This is a genomic window from Enterobacter cloacae complex sp. 2022EL-00981, from assembly GCF_028737495.1.
GTDB classification, from domain to species: domain Bacteria; phylum Pseudomonadota; class Gammaproteobacteria; order Enterobacterales; family Enterobacteriaceae; genus Enterobacter; species Enterobacter cloacae.
This window is the reverse complement of the sequence record NZ_JAQZRK010000024.1, coordinates 66628-81635: the sequence shown is the minus strand read 5'-3', so window position 1 is coordinate 81635 and position 15008 is coordinate 66628. Positions and strand designations below refer to the sequence as shown.

At 51.9% G+C, this 15008-nt stretch carries 14 protein-coding genes; 5 read left to right on the top strand and 9 right to left on the bottom strand.

Going from position 1 to position 15008, the window contains the following annotated elements:
- Nucleotides 1–222 precede the first annotated feature (222 nt).
- The gene (locus tag PUZ33_RS18580) at nt 223–2613 is read right to left on the bottom strand and encodes a glucose/quinate/shikimate family membrane-bound PQQ-dependent dehydrogenase (protein WP_058680721.1); all 2391 of its coding nucleotides are present in this window, start codon (nt 2611–2613) and stop codon (nt 223–225) included.
- 208 nt (nt 2614–2821) lie between these two features.
- Between PUZ33_RS18580 and hpt the strand changes: the two genes are divergently transcribed.
- Complete coding sequence (gene hpt / locus PUZ33_RS18575) at nt 2822–3358, top strand: hypoxanthine phosphoribosyltransferase (RefSeq protein WP_062676987.1); 537 nt, start codon at nt 2822–2824, stop codon at nt 3356–3358.
- Nucleotides 3359–3406: 48 nt separating this feature from the next.
- On the opposite strand, the gene can is transcribed toward hpt, so the two are convergent.
- Nucleotides 3407–4069, bottom strand: coding sequence for a carbonate dehydratase (gene can / locus PUZ33_RS18570; protein WP_013095615.1), 663 nt, complete (start codon nt 4067–4069; stop codon nt 3407–3409).
- Nucleotides 4070–4176: 107 nt separating this feature from the next.
- Here can and PUZ33_RS18565 point away from each other — a divergent pair, with 107 nt between their 5' ends.
- From PUZ33_RS18565 to PUZ33_RS18550, 4 genes are all read left to right on the top strand, one after another.
- Nucleotides 4177–5103, top strand: coding sequence for an ABC transporter ATP-binding protein (locus PUZ33_RS18565; protein ID WP_013095616.1), 927 nt, complete (start codon nt 4177–4179; stop codon nt 5101–5103).
- A complete protein-coding gene (locus PUZ33_RS18560; protein WP_013095617.1) occupies nt 5100–5870 on the top strand; it encodes an ABC transporter permease in 771 nt (256 codons plus the stop codon). Before PUZ33_RS18565 ends, PUZ33_RS18560 begins: the two co-directional genes overlap by 4 nt.
- A 104-nt stretch (nt 5871–5974) precedes the next feature.
- Nucleotides 5975–6415, top strand: coding sequence for a PTS sugar transporter subunit IIA (locus PUZ33_RS18555; RefSeq protein ID WP_013095618.1), 441 nt, complete (start codon nt 5975–5977; stop codon nt 6413–6415).
- 63 nt (nt 6416–6478) lie between these two features.
- Nucleotides 6479–7726, top strand: coding sequence for a polysaccharide deacetylase family protein (locus PUZ33_RS18550; protein WP_029883642.1), 1248 nt, complete (start codon nt 6479–6481; stop codon nt 7724–7726).
- A 1-nt stretch (nt 7727) separates the two neighbouring features.
- On the opposite strand, the gene PUZ33_RS18545 is transcribed toward PUZ33_RS18550, so the two are convergent.
- The 7 genes from PUZ33_RS18545 to PUZ33_RS18515 form a co-directional block, all read right to left on the bottom strand.
- Entirely contained in the window at nt 7728–8804 is a 1077-nt protein-coding gene (locus tag PUZ33_RS18545; protein ID WP_058680722.1) for a fimbrial protein StkG, read from the bottom strand.
- A gap of 24 nt (nt 8805–8828) precedes the next feature.
- Nucleotides 8829–9434, bottom strand: coding sequence for a fimbrial-like protein (locus PUZ33_RS18540; RefSeq protein ID WP_072203612.1), 606 nt, complete (start codon nt 9432–9434; stop codon nt 8829–8831).
- 29 nt (nt 9435–9463) lie between these two features.
- Nucleotides 9464–10006 (bottom strand): fimbrial protein, encoded by a 543-nt coding sequence (locus PUZ33_RS18535; protein WP_072203613.1) that lies wholly within the window; start codon nt 10004–10006, stop codon nt 9464–9466.
- A 24-nt stretch (nt 10007–10030) separates the two neighbouring features.
- Nucleotides 10031–10609 carry a fimbrial protein gene (locus tag PUZ33_RS18530; protein WP_028028162.1) on the bottom strand — a complete coding sequence of 193 codons (579 nt, stop codon included), beginning with the start codon at nt 10607–10609 and terminating at the stop codon, nt 10031–10033.
- A gap of 13 nt (nt 10610–10622) precedes the next feature.
- Nucleotides 10623–13202 carry an outer membrane usher protein gene (locus PUZ33_RS18525; protein ID WP_058680724.1) on the bottom strand — a complete coding sequence of 860 codons (2580 nt, stop codon included), beginning with the start codon at nt 13200–13202 and terminating at the stop codon, nt 10623–10625.
- Nucleotides 13203–13267: 65 nt separating this feature from the next.
- Complete coding sequence (locus tag PUZ33_RS18520; protein ID WP_058680725.1) at nt 13268–14005, bottom strand: fimbrial chaperone; 738 nt, start codon at nt 14003–14005, stop codon at nt 13268–13270.
- A gap of 62 nt (nt 14006–14067) precedes the next feature.
- Entirely contained in the window at nt 14068–14655 is a 588-nt protein-coding gene (locus PUZ33_RS18515; RefSeq protein ID WP_013095626.1) for a fimbrial protein, read from the bottom strand.
- Nucleotides 14656–15008 lie beyond the last annotated feature (353 nt).

Sequence of the window (15008 nt, the reverse complement as noted above, 5' to 3'; positions counted from 1 at the left end):
CGAAGCTGATAATCGGAGCAATGATGCGTAAGCTGGCGCAGGTGGCGTATGGCGTCCTGAAATCAGGACGCCCGTTCGATGCCACACTGCACGAGAAAAATGCTTGCGTGGCATAACAGTATCTACATTTCGCAGGTGTGGCCTGATGCCCTCACCCTGGCCCTCTCCCGGTGGGAGAGGGAACAAACATAAAAAACGGCAACCGAGGTTGCCGTTTTGCATTTATTTTGCGTCATCCGGCAACGCATACGCGACAATATAGTCGCCCATCTTCGTGCCAAACGAACCGTGACCGCCCGCAGAGATGACAACGTACTGCTTGCCATTCACTTCATAGGTCATCGGCGTTGCCTGCCCACCGGCTGGCAGACGGCCTTGCCACAGTTTCTCACCGTTGGTCATGTTGTACGCGCGCAGGTAGTTATCTGCGGTTGCCGCGATGAACAGCACGTTACCAGCGGTGGAAATTGGGCCACCCAGCATTGGCATACCCATGTTGAACGGCACCGGAACCGGCATCGGGAACGGCATGCTGTCCTGCGGGGTACCAATACGTTTTTTCCACACGATCTGGTTGGTTTTCAGATCCAGACCGGAGATATACCCCCAGGCAGGCTGTTTACACGGCAGACCAAACGGAGACAGGAACGGATTCAGGGTCACGCCAAACGGTACGCCATACTGCGGCTGAATACCGGCTTCGGTACCGCTGCCTTTCGCGTCTTTCGGCTGCTCCATCGGGTTACCCGGACCACGTGGGATCAGTTTAGAGACAAACGGCAGCGCCATCGGGTTGGCGATCGCTACCTGGCGGTTAGGGTCAACGGAGATCCCGCCCCATTCGAACATCCCAAGGTTACCCGGGAAGACCAGCGTGCCCTGCTCAGAAGGCGGGGTAAAGATGCCTTCATAGCGCAGCTGATGGAACATTACGCGGCACACCAACTGGTCAAACATGGTGGCACCCCACATGTCTGCGCCGCTGAGGTCTTTCTTCGGACGGAAGCTCAGTTCGGAGAACGGCTGCGTTTTAGTGACGTAATCGCCTTTAGCCGCGCCCTGAGGAACCGGTTTTTCCGGTGCAGGCACAACCAGCTCGCCGTTACGACGGTCCAGTACGAAGATGTTACCGGTTTTCGCCGGAGCATAAATCACCGGAACGGTTTTGCCGTTAACGGTAATGTCCGCCAGCGTTGGCTGGGACGGCATATCCATATCCCACAGATCGTGGTGTACGGTCTGGTAGCTCCACGCCAGTTTACCGGTGGTCGCGTTCAGCGCCAGAATGGAGCTGGCATAACGTTCCTGCTCAGGGGTACGGTTACCGCCCCAGATATCAGGCGTGGTCACGCCCATTGGCAAGTAGACCAGATCCAGCTTCGCATCATACGCAGCCGGTGCCCAGGAGTTTGGCGAGTTGAAGGTAAAGGTGTGTTCATCAGACGGGATCGCGTTAGGATCTTTCGCGCCCGGATCGAAGGCCCACAGCAGTTTACCGGTATTCACGTCGAAACCACGGATAACGCCAGAGGTTTCGCGGGTAGAGAAGTTATCCGTGACCGAACCAGCAATCACGATGGTTTTATCAGTGATGATTGGCGGTGAGGTGGGTTCATACAGACCCGGCGTGGTGTCCGGCATGTTGGTCTGCAGGTTCAGGATACCTTTGTTGGCGAAGGTTTCGCACAGCTTGCCCGTTTCGGCGTTAATCGCGAACAGGCGGCCATCGTTCACCGGCAGCATAATGCGGCGAGGACAGTCGGCAATGACTTCCGGGCTGGCATTATCCGCACGCGCTTCGTGGTAAGAGACACCGCGGCAGGTGATGTGCTGGAACGACGGGTTGGAGTTCAGCTGCGGATCGAAGTGCCATTTCTCTTTACCGGTGGCCGCGTCGAGCGCGAACAGGCGCTGGTGCGCCGTACACAGATAAAGCATGTTGCCCACTTTAATTGGCGTCACTTCGTTGGTCAGTTCACCCGGATCGTTTGGCATCTTCAGATCGCCGGTACGGAATACCCAGGCTTCTTTCAGGTTTTTCACGTTGTCCGCGTTGATCTGCTTCAGCGGGGAGTAGCGCTGACCTTCCTGGTTACGGCCATACGCTGGCCAGTCGCCGTCAGCCACCTGCGAGATAGCCGCCGCAGGGGTAGATTCTGCATTCAGCGTACCGTTGATCTCCTGCGGGTCGTTAAAGCCGGCCCAGGTCAGGATACCGCCACTGATTAGCAGAGCGACAAGCAGCGCCGCAACGGCACCGCTGGAAGGCACAATCAGGCGACGCCAGACGAACGGCAGGATCAGCCAGATACCGAAGAAGACCAGAATGTCGCTGCGTGGCGTTAGTGCCCAGAAGTCGAACCCGACTTCCCAGACGCCCCAGATCATGGTTGCGAGGAGTAATGCCGCATAAAGCCACAGTGCGGATTGTTTTCTACGCCAGAGCAGAACAGTTACGCCAAGCATAACCAGGCCCGCAATGGGGTAGTACCAGGAGCCGCCAATTGCGACCAGCCAGACGCCACCGATTAACAGGTACAGGCCGCAGAAGGCGGCGAATAACGCTGTTAGTGTCACCAGTAGACGCGGCTGTTTAGAGTTTGTTTCAGCCATAGAAAGTGTACTCGTCAGTTTTTGTTAATAATTTGCTAGCAACTAATTATAGGTATTAACAAGTGTGATCGGAATCACAATATTTGCTTTTTATAACTCATACGCCAGGCTTAGCCATTTGCTGATATAATGGCTGGCTTGCGTATCGATGCCGGAATAACACTCATCCGCATTGAGAGATTTTCATCAAAATCATATGGTTAGTAATATGAAACATACTGTTGAAGTGATGATCCCGGAAGCCGAGATCAAAGCGCGTATCGCCGAACTGGGTCGTCAAATCACCGAACATTACAAGGACAGCGGCAGCGAAATGGTGCTGGTTGGTCTGTTGCGTGGCTCTTTCATGTTCATGGCAGACCTGTGTCGTGAAGTGCAGGTGTCGCATGAGGTCGATTTTATGACCGCCTCCAGCTACGGCAGCGGCATGTCCACAACCCGTGATGTGAAAATCCTGAAAGATCTGGATGAAGATATTCGTGGCAAAGATGTGTTGATCGTCGAAGACATCATCGACTCCGGTAACACGCTTTCTAAAGTGCGCGAGATCCTGAGCCTGCGTGAGCCGAAATCCCTGGCCATCTGTACTCTGCTGGATAAACCAGACCGCCGTGAAGTGCAGGTACCGGTGGAGTTTGTTGGTTTCTCTATTCCGGACGAGTTCGTCGTCGGTTACGGTATTGACTACGCGCAGCGTTACCGCCATCTGCCGTATGTTGGGAAGGTTGTGCTTCTGGACGATTAGTGCGGCCCCCCAGCCCTCTCCCACAGGGAGAGGGCGAAAATCCCCGCTTTATTTATGGTTCACATGCTTAAGCTTGAGGTTGGCAATGCCCGAACGGTAACGCTGCTCCAGCGTTTCGCGGTTGGTGGCGGTCACTTCCAGATTGCGCAGCAGGCCGTCGTGAATGCCGTACGCCCAGCCGTGGATAGAGACCTTCTGCCCGCGCTTCCACGCTGACTGCATGATCGTTGAATGACCCAGGTTATACACCTGCTCCATCACGTTCAGTTCACACAGCGTGTCCATCCGGCGCTCCTGCGGCATTTCACCCAGCAGTGAGCTATGTTTGAACCAGATATCGCGGATGTGCAGCAGCCAGTTATCGATGAGCCCCAGTTCCGGGTTTTCCACAGCGGCCTGCACGCCGCCGCAGCCGTAGTGACCGCAAATAATGATGTGCTCGACCTCCAGGACGTCTACGGCGTACTGAACGACAGACAGGCAGTTGAGATCGGTATGAATCACCAGGTTGGCAACGTTACGGTGAACAAACAGTTCGCCGGGCTCAAGGCCCGTCAGTCGCTCAGCCGGAACACGGCTGTCGGAACATCCAATCCAGAGAAAGCGTGGATTCTGCGCTTGCGCGAGCTTTCCAAAAAAACCGGGGTCTTCCTCCACCAGCATTTTTGACCATAGTGCATTGTTGCTGATGAGTGTATCTATGTTGTTCATGGAGGTTAGCGACCTGTAACCAAGTGATTGCGTTGCGCTACTATAGGGTAACCCGACTTTTAATGAAACCACACAACGTGTGTCAGAACCTAAGGTAAGTTTAATTCATGGCGATTGCACTGGAGCTTGAGCAGCTTAAAAAAACCTATCCGGGCGGCGTTCAGGCGCTACGCGGGATAGATCTCAAAGTAGAAGCGGGGGATTTCTATGCGCTTCTGGGGCCGAACGGCGCGGGGAAATCGACGACCATCGGCATTATCAGCTCGCTGGTCAATAAGACCTCTGGCCGGGTCTGCGTGTTTGGCTACGATCTGCAAAAAGATGTGGTCAACGCCAAACGTCAGCTCGGTCTGGTACCGCAGGAGTTCAACTTCAACCCGTTTGAGACGGTGCAGCAGATCGTCGTTAACCAGGCGGGCTACTACGGCGTTGAGCGAAAAGAAGCGTTAGCTCGCAGCGAAAAGTACCTGAAGCAGCTTGATCTATGGGAAAAACGTAACGAACGTGCGCGTATGTTGTCTGGCGGCATGAAGCGGCGTCTGATGATTGCCCGTGCGCTGATGCATGAGCCAAAACTGCTGATCCTCGACGAGCCCACCGCTGGGGTAGATATTGAGCTTCGTCGCTCAATGTGGGGGTTCCTGAAAGATCTCAACGACAAAGGCACCACCATTATTTTGACGACGCACTACCTTGAAGAAGCGGAAATGCTGTGCCGCAACATCGGCATCATTCAGAACGGCGAACTGGTGGAAAACACCTCAATGAAGGATCTGCTCTCGAAGCTCAAATCAGAAACGTTCATTCTGGATCTGGCGGCAAAAAGCGCGCTGCCGAAGCTTGAAGGGTACCAGTATCGCCTGGTCGACACCTCCACGCTGGAGGTGGAAGTATTGCGGGAGCAGGGCATTAACAGCGTCTTCTCCCAGCTGAGTGCTCAGGGCATTCAGGTTTTAAGTATGCGTAACAAAGCGAACCGACTGGAAGAGCTGTTTGTCTCTCTGGTGCAGGATAAACAAGGAGACAAGGCATGACGCATCTTTATTGGGTCGCGCTGAAAAGCATCTGGGCGAAAGAGATTAACCGCTTTATGCGCATCTGGGTACAAACCCTGGTGCCGCCGGTGATCACCATGACGCTCTATTTCATCATCTTCGGTAATCTGATTGGTTCCCGCATTGGTGAGATGCATGGCTTTACCTATATGCAGTTTATCGTTCCGGGTTTGATCATGATGGCGGTGATCACCAACGCCTATGCCAACGTGGCTTCGTCTTTCTTTAGCGCTAAGTTCCAGCGCAACATTGAGGAACTGCTGGTGGCACCGGTGCCAACGCATGTAATCATCGCGGGTTACGTTGGCGGTGGTGTGGCGCGCGGCCTGTGCGTCGGGATCCTGGTGACGGCTATCTCCTTGTTCTTCGTGCCGTTCCAGGTGCACTCCTGGCTGTTCGTGGGGCTGACGCTGCTGTTGACGGCGATCCTGTTTTCGCTTGCCGGTCTGCTGAACGCGGTGTTTGCCAAAACGTTTGACGATATCAGCCTGATCCCGACCTTTGTGCTGACGCCGCTGACCTATCTGGGTGGGGTGTTTTATTCCCTGACGCTGCTGCCGCCGTTCTGGCAGGCGTTGTCGCACCTGAACCCGATTGTCTACATGATCAGCGGTTTCCGCTTCGGCTTCCTCGGCATTACTGACGTACCGCTGTTCACTACCGTTGCGGTGCTGGTGGTGTTTATCGTCGCCTTCTACCTGCTGTGCTGGTACTTAATCCAGCGCGGACGCGGACTGCGCAGCTAACCTTCCGCCCGGTGACTTTCTGGTTGCCGGGCCTTTTCTTTGACTGTTATCACCGTAAGCTAATCTTCACTTCGCTAAACTACTCGCCTGCTAAGGAGAGAGTTATGCTGGGATGGGTCATTACCTGCCACGATGAACAGGCGCAGGAGATGTTGATAAAGCTTGAAGCCAGGTTTGGTCCACTGGCGCAGTGTCGTGCGGTGAATTACTGGCAAGGTCTGAGCACCAACATGCTGAGCCGGATGATGTGTGATGCCCTGCATGAAACCGACACTGGCGAAGGCGTTATCTTTCTCACCGATAAATCTGGCGCTGCGCCGTATCGCGCGGCCGCTTTGTTGAGCCACAAACACGACTGCTGCGAAGTGATCTCCGGTATTGATCTTCCCCTGCTTGAGTTAATGTATCCACGGCGTGAATTATTAAGCAGCGCAGAGTTTCGCGATGCCATCGTGGCGCAGGGTGAGCCGGGCGTCAGCAGCCTGTGGCATCAGCAGCAGAAAAATCCCCCCTTCGTTCTTCTTCACGACCTGTATAAGAATTAAACATTGGTATTGATGGTGCATTTGTTACAATGGCACCAGTTTATTCGTACCGATATCACATACATGTTCACGCGTATTTTGTTCCTGTGCCTGCTGGTTCTCTCTGGCGGGGCATCAGCCAGTTTATTAAGTCAGCAAGGTCTTCCAGCCCAGTACATGCAAACCACTGAAGATGCGGCTATCTGGGCGCAGGTGGGAAACGAGGTCGTTAACGTCGGCCATGTCAGAGCCGGACAGATCCTTGCCGTTGTGCCTACCGCTGCGGATTATTACGAGTTTCGCTTCGGCTTCGGGACAGGATTTATCGATAAAGGCCATCTGGAGCAGGTGCAGGGAAAGCAGCGCGTTGAGGACAGCCTTGGCGATCTTAATAAGCCGCTCAGTAATCAAAACCTGATCACCTGGAAAGACACACCGGTCTACAACGCGCCGTCCAGCGGCAGTGCGCCATTCGGTACGCTGAGCGCCAATCTGCGGTATCCGGTTTTAAGCAAACTCAAAGACCGCTTAAACCAGACGTGGTACCAGATCCGTATCGGCAATCGCCTGGCATGGATCAGCAGCCTGGACGCGCAGGAAGATAATGGCCTCCCGGTGCTGACCTACCATCATATTCTGCGTGATGAAGAGAACACGCGCTTCCGGCATACCTCTACTACCACCAGCGTGCGCGCGTTCAATAACCAGATGGCCTGGCTGCGTGACCAGGGGTATACCACCCTGACAATGTATCAGCTGGAAGGGTATGTACGTAACAAACTGAACCTGCCGGCCAAATCGGTAGTGATCACGTTTGATGACGGGCTAAAGTCCGTAAGCCGCTATGCTTACCCGATTCTGAAAGAGTACGGGTTTAACGCCACGGCGTTTATCATCTCATCCCGCATTAAGCGGCATCCGCAGAAGTGGGATCCGAAATCACTTCAATTTATGAGCGTTCAGGAGCTGAAGGGCATCCAGGACGTGTTTGACATTCAGTCCCACACGCACTTCCTGCACCGCGTGGATGGTAACAAGCATCCGATTCTACTGAGCCGCAGCTACCACGTGATTTTGTTTGATTTCGAACGCTCGCGCCGGGCGCTGGCGCAGTTTAACCCGCGCGTGCTGTATCTCTCTTATCCGTTTGGTGGCTATGACAATAAAGCCATAAAAGCCGCGAATGACGCCGGTTTTCACCTCGCAGTGACAACGGTAAAAGGGAAGGTCAAGCCGGGGGATAATCCGTTCTTACTGAAACGCCTGTACATCTTAAGAACGGATTCGCTGGAGACCATGTCGCGGCTGATCAGCAACCAGCCGCAGGGCTAAGCTACTCGTAGGTGAACTGCAATGTGCCGATGGCGCTGAACGTGCCAGAGGTGACTTTTTCTGTACCAGACTTAACTAACCGGGCCGTAAGTAACCAGCTGAATATCGCAAGGGTAGTGCTCTCTTGTGTGGTATAGCTGCTGGTTGAATTAGGTACTATCTGCCTGTTGTTCGGCCACTTCAGTAACACGCCCACGCCTTTTGCCGCGTTCGACGATGCGGTGTTGGCGAGTAATGAGCCATCAGTCCCGGTTGTTTTACTGGTGGTCAACTTCACGGTGACTTTACGGGTGTTGGTGCAATTCCCTGTCACCCCAAAATCGGCGTTTATGGTTTTGTCGTTCTCGATATCGGATACACCATAATCCCCCAGGTCTACGGTTTTGGGAGCCGTGAGCGTACAGGTGGGTTTTTCTATTGGTGTAATGAAGGCCATATTGGCTATGGTAATGGTCGGTTTGGGATGATCGTCTGGATCGGATCCCACCGGGTCTCCAATGGTAATTTTTCCAATTGTTCCACCAACCGGGCCAATAGATACTACGTTAGCAGGAATACCGGCAAACGTGGGAAGTTGGTAAAATTCGACCATGGCCCGCCAGGAGCGATTATCCAGCAGCTCATCCTGGTCATTCATGTGTAATGCAAGAAACCAGCTCGTACTGGGAGCGAAATAGGCCGTGGCAGTATTGTCTACTGTGCCCAAAGCCAGAGCATAGGCTATTCCGGTTACATTGGTTTTGAATAAAGCTTTACCATCAATACTGCCGACTAACAGACTGGCGTCTGCCAGGGTGAAAATGTTTTCGCCATGTTTTCCTAACGTGCATTTACTACTTAATCCGGGGCTCAGATTCAGGCGATATAGCGAGCTGATTTTTGTAGGAACAGCGACATTATCCACGATTTGCAGGGTCGGCTTTGCGCCATTATAGTCGCCGATGGACTGCGTGTCGCCAAATCGAAATTTACACTCAATATCTGCATGGGCGTAAAAGGCGCTCATGGTTAAGCACATAAATAAAATAATAAAACCGTAGAAACGTGGGGAAACAGTTATCCCAGGACGCTGTGCCATAATTCTTCCTTTTAGCGTTGCCTGTTAGCGATATGTCACGCTGACTAATGCGCGCGCGGTCACTTTTCCTGCGCTGACCGGGCCGTAATTTTGGTAGCGGGCGTAAAAGTTATACGCTTTCAAATAGCTTTGTTGGTCTGATGGGGTCGCTATTTTGACCTCCACATCAGACTGCCCCTCGCTGTCGAGGACGTTTTGATTATTGGATTCAGAAAAAATAACAATCCCCACGTTTTCAGCGCCGCCAGCAAGGGCGGATGTTTCATTACTGAATATCTGTTTTGAAATCCCATCAATTTGGGCAGACTGCGGTTTAAAGGTAAAGTGCAGCGCTTGCCCGGATCCCGATTCATCCCCGCTGCAGTCCACAACCTCAATCATAAAGCGTGTTCCTCCCGCGGGGTCTGCTGGTTGAAGTCGATCGGTGCCCTCCGCGGTGTAAAACCACGGTTTCCCCACCGTTGGCAGCGTTACGTTTCCACTTTCTGGAATACTGACCTGGCACGTATTGTTGATAATGTTTGCCGTCATATCCATTTCCAGGCTGGAGGCAAAACCCACTGCGGGAAACCCCAGGCAGAGGGCCAGCCATGACATCGCATTTCTTAAGATTAAGCGGGACTGGAACATCCTGTTTAAGCTACCTGTCTGAATAAACATTATTGATAGGTCACGGTAAACGTCACGGGCGCATTGACCGAACCTGTCGTCACGTCCGAAATCGTTTTACCTTTTGCAATGACGATGCGCGCATCCATCTCAAAATTCCCCGTCCCGTTAGACAGGTTGATGACAGACGTCGGGACAGTGGCGCAGTTCAATATGGAGCCTGAGTCGACAGAGCCTTTCCAGATTTCAAAACCGACGTTATGCCCGGCTGCATATGCGTTACCGGTACACGACCCGCCTGCACCCGGCATGGCCTGAATGGCGGCGTTTTTTACCCCGGCACAGTTCGTGAAGGCGATTTTGAAGGCTTCTCGTCGGCTCTGGCTCACCAGGTCAGACTTAAACACATCGCCAAACGGCAAAATGTCAATGGGGGCTCCGCTGGCGTTTTGAATCTCCGCGTTACAGGTCCCGGCCTCTATGGTGGATGTAAACGTTGCCTGCACGCTCGTCGTCCCCGTAATCGCACTTAACGCAATGGAAGGCAGGGTGGCAGTCATTGCAAGCACCAGTAATGTCATTTTCATTTTCATATCAACGCTCCGCATTGCTGCCAGTTATTCATAGGTGAAATTAAACGTAGCGATACCGCTAAAATTGCCGGTCGTGCCCTGGCCGTTTGCGGTTTCCACCAGCGTTGCCAGAAGTGGTACCTCGCCAGCACTTATCTCTCCGCTCGACCAGACGAGGCGCTGTGTATCGGTGGATGAATTAATGACAAAAGGGGCATTCGGGGTGGCGGTACGGGAAATCGCCACGCCAATATTTTCCGCACTGCCGTCGCCGGAAAGTGAGTTCTTAATTGCCGTCGTCAGCGGGCTGGCGCTACCGCTGATGGTGGTTTTCAGCGATGCCAGACTCGGCGGGCATGAGACCATTTTGAGTTTAAAGTTGGTCGTGGCTTTGGCATTTTTCAGGATGATGTAATCCAGGCGCACCTTGCCGTTAGTCCCAATGGGGATAACGTTGCTGGTGCCATCACCGCTGCCGCCTTCGATTTTCATATCGCAGGTGGTGTCACGGATATTCGCGGTAAAAGTAATATCGAGATTATCGGCGTGTGTTTCCAGCGACAGCGCCATTAGCCCCGTGCTTAAAATAACTAACCCTGTTTTTTTCCAGGCTCTAAAAAGCATGTTTTAACTCCCTTTATAAGGCTGTGACGTGGCAGGTCTGGCCTGTCAGCAGCGTTGTCGGTCCAATCTTTTTCGCATCCGGTGGGATGTAGTAGGAGACGGTACAAGATGTGCTGGGCTCATTTCCCCAGACGATATTTAACGTCCCTTTATCTTCAATTCCGCGGATCCAGGCCTGCCCGGCCTGACCCACGCTACCCACGGATACGCCCTGGTCGGTTTGCACATCGGCGCCTAACGGGATAAACCCGCCATCGTCGCGCATCAGTTCCATTAACACTGAGCGCCCCTGATCGGTTTCAAAGTTAACCAGCACAACGGCACCGCTACGGGGAACGGTGGTGGAGCGGGTATTTTTCACTTCCACGTCTGAGTGCATTTCACTGATATCAAGACCAACGCTGTTTTCACGGTAGGCGGACAGATAGGGCATAAGGGCATAGCCTGAGGCGCCGATTTCACCATTACCGATAGAGACGCGGGCGCCTTCTGCCCCCTCAGCTTTAATTAAGGCAAGCGTATCGCTTTCGCTGATGCTGCCAGGGGCGAGTGTTATGCCATCCGAGTGCAGAACCATCCCGCCGCTATAGCTGGCAGAATATTGCCGTGTATCGTCATCTGAGGCGGAGACGGAAAGGCTTAGCGGTCCATGCGGGCCGTTGTAACTGCCGTACCCGCTTAACTGATTTAACGTATCGTCGTAACGCGTGGTGCTTTCGGTAATGCTGTAACTGAAGCGGTTATCTTCGGTGTTGCCGTTGGCGCTGGCGTTAAAGCTACTACCGCCTTTTAAATCGCTGCCGATGCCCGTCGTGAGTGAGGAGAATCCACCCGCTCGCTTGCTGTTACCCATCAGCGTGTCGAATGGAATCGTGAGGTTCAGATAGACGCTGTCATCTTTTTCCCCAAACTCATTGTAGGTGCGCTGCACGGTGAGGCTATAACTTCCCCAGCTTAACGAATGACTGTGGCCAACCGAGTATTGCGCCGACGAACTGCTTTCATTCCAGTAGTCCTGCCAGGTTGAGTTGACATACAGCGATCCCAAATCAAGATCGGCAATATTCAGCGGTTGGCTGATATTCACCTGGATCTGGTTTTTCATGCGCTGGAAGGTCTGATACACGTCGCTATTGTTACGTTCCGGGTTACGCTCCCTGTCACGGTATTTGATCTCATTGGTCAACGAGGCCGCATCGTTCAGGCTGAGATAGTCAGACGTCGAAAACCGGTAGGCGGCGACGTTGAAAGAGGTATTCGTGGCTTCCATAAGTTTGCTGTAGGAGATGCGATAACTTTCGCCCGTGAGATGCCGTAAGCCGTCGATCCGGGCATCCGAATGCGTGACATCAAGAGCGAATGCGCCGACTCCGGTATTCATGGCAATACCCAACAATGTGGCGTAGAAATCGCTATCGGTATATTCCAGGCCCGCATACCCCGTGAAGGTATTGGTTAAGCCATAGTAGCCCGTTGCATATCCCACCTTTGGTTTGTCGCGCAGGCTGTCGTCACGCAGTTCACCCACGCCGACATCCCATCGGGAGTAGCCAGGACGTAGCATTTGTGCGACGGAAGAATAGGCGACTGAGAAGGAACGTTTGCTCCCATCCGTCTCTTCTACCGTGACGATGAGATCGCTACCGTAACCTGTTGTACTGAGATCCGTGATTTCAAACGGTCCTGGGGGGACGGAGGTTTCGTAAATCGTATTGCCGCTTTGGGCGATCGTGACTTTGGCGTTGCTGTTTGCAACCCCTCGGATCACCGGCGCATAGGTCGATATACCATTCGGAAGCATACGGTCATCGTTATATAAACGCGCCCCGCGCAGGCTAATGGAATCGAAGGCGTCGCCACGGGTATAGGAATCGCCGGCGATAAACTGCGCTTTCAGCGGCGTGATATCACGCTGAAGATAGATATCCTGGCTGGCGTAATGAGTACCGGAATCCTGATCCCAGTTCAGGTTGCCTCGCGCGCGGAGTCGCCATGGCCCCAGGTTTGCCCCATAGCGCAGACCTGCATAAGCCGTATCAGTGCTGGAATCCGGCATGTCTGCGTGCCAGCCGTTAAGATCCCATGAGAGCATGGCCACCGGGATCCCGTCTTCCCACAGTGAAGGATCGACAAATCCCGCTGGACGCTGAATAACGAAAGCCTGAGGAATGGAAAGGTCTAACTCCTGTGTGGAGGGATCGTAAGCCACACGCGAGCCGGGATAGGCGTCTGGCATAGAGACACAGGTGTCAGCAGAATCCCCCTCAGGGTGTTTCAGTTGCTCGGTGGTGACATTTGCCTGCGTGAGTAGTTTCGGAGTGATGCAGGGAGTGGCGCGCGGTGTGCCATTCTCCTTAAACAGAAGATCCGTGGTCACGGAAGGTTTCCCGTTAACGATCATCTTCACCTTATAGGTTCCGGCAATAACAGGGTTGCCTTTTGAAAAACGACTGATATCAATGGATGCACCAGTGTTATAAAGAAACTGCTCGTTAAACTGCACGTCTTCTTCGTTATTATTTTCAGCAGCAAATGCACATAACGGCAATACCGCACTTATCGATAAACATAGTAGCGAACGTCTAAAGTGCATGATGAACTCTGTCCCAGGGCAACGCTAATTATAGTTTTTGTGAATGTTCTGAAGCTGACAGGGAATCAATGCGGTATAGACTCATACTTATCAATTCCACCGAAATCATTAATGGCTTGCCAGGTTATTTTGCTATTTCCGGATGAGGTGTAATTTTTCACATTCATCGTCTGGCTTGAGAACGGTTCAATATAATGCGTTTCGATCTCGTAACTTTTACCGCCTGAAATAAGCGCCGCGCTTGCCAGCGAAACATAATAAGGCGAATCATTTTTCGCACTTAAAACGATTTTTTGCCCTTGTCGGATTTGGGACCACTTAAGATTTTTGGCCGCGTCTGTCGGTTCCCCTTTTAACCCAGTGGGACGGAAAAAGAGTTTAATACGGGTGCGGAAAGCAAGCTGAAGCATACTTTGGTTATCGCTCTCCTTAGCCTTCGGCGGAACTTCCAGAACGTTAAACCAGAACAGCGACTCTTTATCTTTTGGCAATGCCTGACCCAGCCAGGTGATTCTGACGGTTTGCCCTTTTTGCGGTTCAACACGCGAAACGGGCGGTGTCACAATAAAAGGAAGTTTCAGCTCCTGAGGGTTAGTGGTATCTCTTCCATCATCAAGCCAGGTCTGTACCAGCAGAGGCCGGGTGCCACGGTTATCCATTGACACCGTTACGTCTTTTGCCGATTCAGGATAAATGACACGGGTGCCGGAAATCACAATATCGGCACTGGCGTTAAGAGCAAAAACGCTCACCGAGGCCAGCAGCAGGGCTTTTAGTCCGCTCTTAATATTCAGTACGTGCATGTCTACTCTCAAAAAATAGGCAAAAATGTGCCCAACAGGGCACATTAACGGGAGGGATAAAATTATTCGTAGCTCATGGTGAAGTATGCGTTGGCGCTAACTTTACCTGACTGCACTGGGTTCGTGTCTTTCACCCAGTTGGAGCCCGGAACGTATGCAACGCGATAGAACAGCTTGCCGGAACCGGCGGTAAGATTGGCTTTCTGTGTATTATTAGCAGGCTGGCCGACCATAATACGAGAAGATTCGGTAGGGGCATTATTATACAAGGCAAGTGCAACGTTGGTTGCTGAGCCTGCTACGTTGGCGTCAGGTTCAATAGTACCGTTTGCAATGGCACCCATATTTTTTGACATAAAGCTTGCTGAAGCAGTCTTTAATGTTCCTGGGCAGTTGGTGAGCAGCAGTTCAAAATTCTTAGAGCCGACACCGGTATCGACGGTGGTTGATTCAACATCAGATTTTTTAACAACCGGTAAGGTAATAGTAATATTATTTTGTGATTCACCATTGGCGGTAGAAATATTACACGTTGTGTCTGTTACCGCACCGTCAAAGGTGATTAAACCGATATCGGTGTCTGCTATTGCTGAAAAAGAACCCATTGCAAACAAAGTTACAGCTGAAGCTAATAACGTTTTTTTTAACATAATTTAAATTCCATTTAAAAACATTGTGCAGATTTAATTTAAGCAAAATGATGATAGGGATCTATGAATGGGTTGGGTATTTAAAATTGCTAAAAGCCATTATTAGAAAAATTGAATGTTTGATAAGTTATTGAAAATGATCTTTAAATTTGTTTTGAATGAACGGAGAGAGGCGATTTTTATTGCAGCCAAATTATATTGGATTGTTTAGATTATAAATGACAAAGATCATTCCTTTAATTATATCATTCAGAATAATGTTTTTTTTAAACCAAGAGAAACGCTAAGAGAGGAGAAAATAGGGGAAATAAATGAGGGAGAGGCTATGTATACAAAACAAGGATGTTTTCTTT